This window comes from Kitasatospora sp. NPDC091257, from assembly GCF_044757675.1.
Classification (GTDB): domain Bacteria; phylum Actinomycetota; class Actinomycetes; order Streptomycetales; family Streptomycetaceae; genus Kitasatospora; species Kitasatospora lactacystinica.
The window spans coordinates 1-1,893 of the sequence record NZ_JBIVVI010001491.1 but is presented as its reverse complement, the minus strand read 5'-3'; the positions used below and the strand labels follow the sequence as shown (position 1 = coordinate 1,893).

General features: G+C 68.2%; 1 protein-coding gene. It reads left to right on the top strand.

Going from position 1 to position 1,893, the window contains the following annotated elements; all coding sequences use genetic code 11:
* Positions 1-361 precede the first annotated feature (361 nt).
* Positions 362-937: a hypothetical protein gene (locus ACIQOV_RS39635; protein WP_401055765.1), complete on the top strand. Its 576-nt coding sequence runs from the start codon at positions 362-364 to the stop codon at positions 935-937.
* The last annotated feature ends 956 nt before the right edge of the window (positions 938-1,893 follow it).

Sequence of the window (1,893 nt, the reverse complement as noted above, 5' to 3'; positions counted from 1 at the left end):
GTCGCAGGTCCCTCCACCCCCACTCCGCCCGCTCGGCCGGGCGGCGACACCACCAGAACTCCGTGCGCCACAGCCTGCCGAGCCCGGCGCGAGCCGGTCCCGGCAGTCTCTCCTCCAGCACGTCACGTGCGTGCCTGACGTCCTCGAAGGAACACCCCGGGCGCGAGCAGGACCCGTGAGGGCAGCAACGGGACGACCCCGTCGGCGACGGGTGAAAACGGTCCGGGCACGGATTCTGTGAAGTCGATCGTGCCTCCGTGCGCTGGGTGACGCCCCGTCATGGCCGGGTGGATGCTGGCCGCGCGTGAGGAGCCCCTTCTTCTGTTTCCGCATCTCGCAAGGGCGCGGGTCGAGTGCGTGGATGGGCGGTCTCGTCCTCTTCCGCGACAACCGCGCCGGAACCGTGGCCCAGCCGGAGTCGCAGACGATGACCACAGGGGTCACCCGGGAGGCGGGCTCCTCCTTCAGCGCGGCCACGGGCATCACCGTGGGCGCGTCGGTCGGTGTGGAGGCGTCCGCCAAACCGTTCGGCATGGGCGCCGGTGTCACCACCACCGCCTCCGTCTCCGCCTCCATCGAACTGGGCTACGAAACCCGCCGCAACGGGTCGACCATGGCCGAGGAGAGCAAGGAGCGAGGGCTCATCATTCCGCCGCGCAGCACCGACTGCCTGTGGATGGAGCACCACGAACTCACGCCCGTCCGCGCCGACGGCAACACCCTCAGCACCCAGTCGACCCTCGGGTTCCGTACGGACTACTACGTGACCGGCGAGTTCCCCGGCGGATCGGGCGTCATCCCCTTCACCAGCGACGCCTCCGGCGAGCGCACCCCGCTGCCTGCCACGCACCTGCTTCCCGACCGTCCCCGGGCGGACACCGACACGCCACCGCCGGGCACCACGGCAGCCAACGGTGAACCGGCCGAAGCGCAGTAGACAAGACCGTCCCACCAGAACGAGGACATCCGGTCGACGGCGTGCCCCTCCCGCAGGTGGCACGCCGGTTCTTCGTCATCACAGGGCGCCGCCGACCTGTTGATCCCATCGCGGAACGCCTCACGCCGCTCTGTCCGCAGTGGTTCCACGGGCGTCACTCCCGCAGCAGCACGAGCACCTCGCCGCCCGAACCCGCCTCTCACCGTCCGCCACGAAAGCGACCGTGCTGGTCGCAGCCATCAATGAGTAGCTGTGACCAGTACTTTCGAAACAGCCGGTAGTCGCGCTCGATCCGCCGGCGGATCTTGGCGAGGCGGACCAGTTCCTCGGACGGGGTGGCGGGGGCAGGTCGGAGACCCAGTAGTGGGTGGGCTCGGCCAGGTGGGCTGGCCGCTGGGCCGGCAGCCAGCACATGGGCAGGGTGCCGTCCGCTTCGAGGCATGGGCGGGCGTCCGTCCAGGCGGACCCGCAGGACGATGAATTCGGCGGTCAGGCGGTCACGTGAGTCGTGCCGCAGGTGATGGTGCTGCGGCGGCCGGACGTGAGCACTGGGCTCAGACCGGAACCGGCATCTGGGACTTCAAAAGCTGTTAGACGATGTGTTCGTCCATGGCCGCTCTTCCCGTTCGTTTTGGCCGCGTCGGCAGCAGCCCGTCCCGCCGTGGGCAGCAGTTCGCCGCCACGGCTGATGACGCCGCTGAACCGGCCACCTGAACCGGCATCCACTGGCAGTACCTCTGAACGACACCGCCCTGGACGGATATTCGCCCCCCAGTACTGCTCATGGCAATCCCAGCGACCACACCAACAATGCGACGCTGCAGATCTCAGACGCCGATCGGTCCTTGTGTTTGGTGGGTGTGGTGGGGGGGTGGTGAGTTGTTGGGTTCTGTTTTTTGTTGTGGTGTGTGGTGTGTGGTGTGTTTTGGGGTTAGGGGAAGATGTTGTGGCCGGGG

Bases quoted from the DNA above. Each gene is read 5' to 3' on its own strand.
- ACIQOV_RS39635 (WP_401055765.1), top strand. From the start codon at position 362: ATGGGCGGTCTCGTCCTCTTCCGCGACAACCGCGCCGGAACCGTGGCC.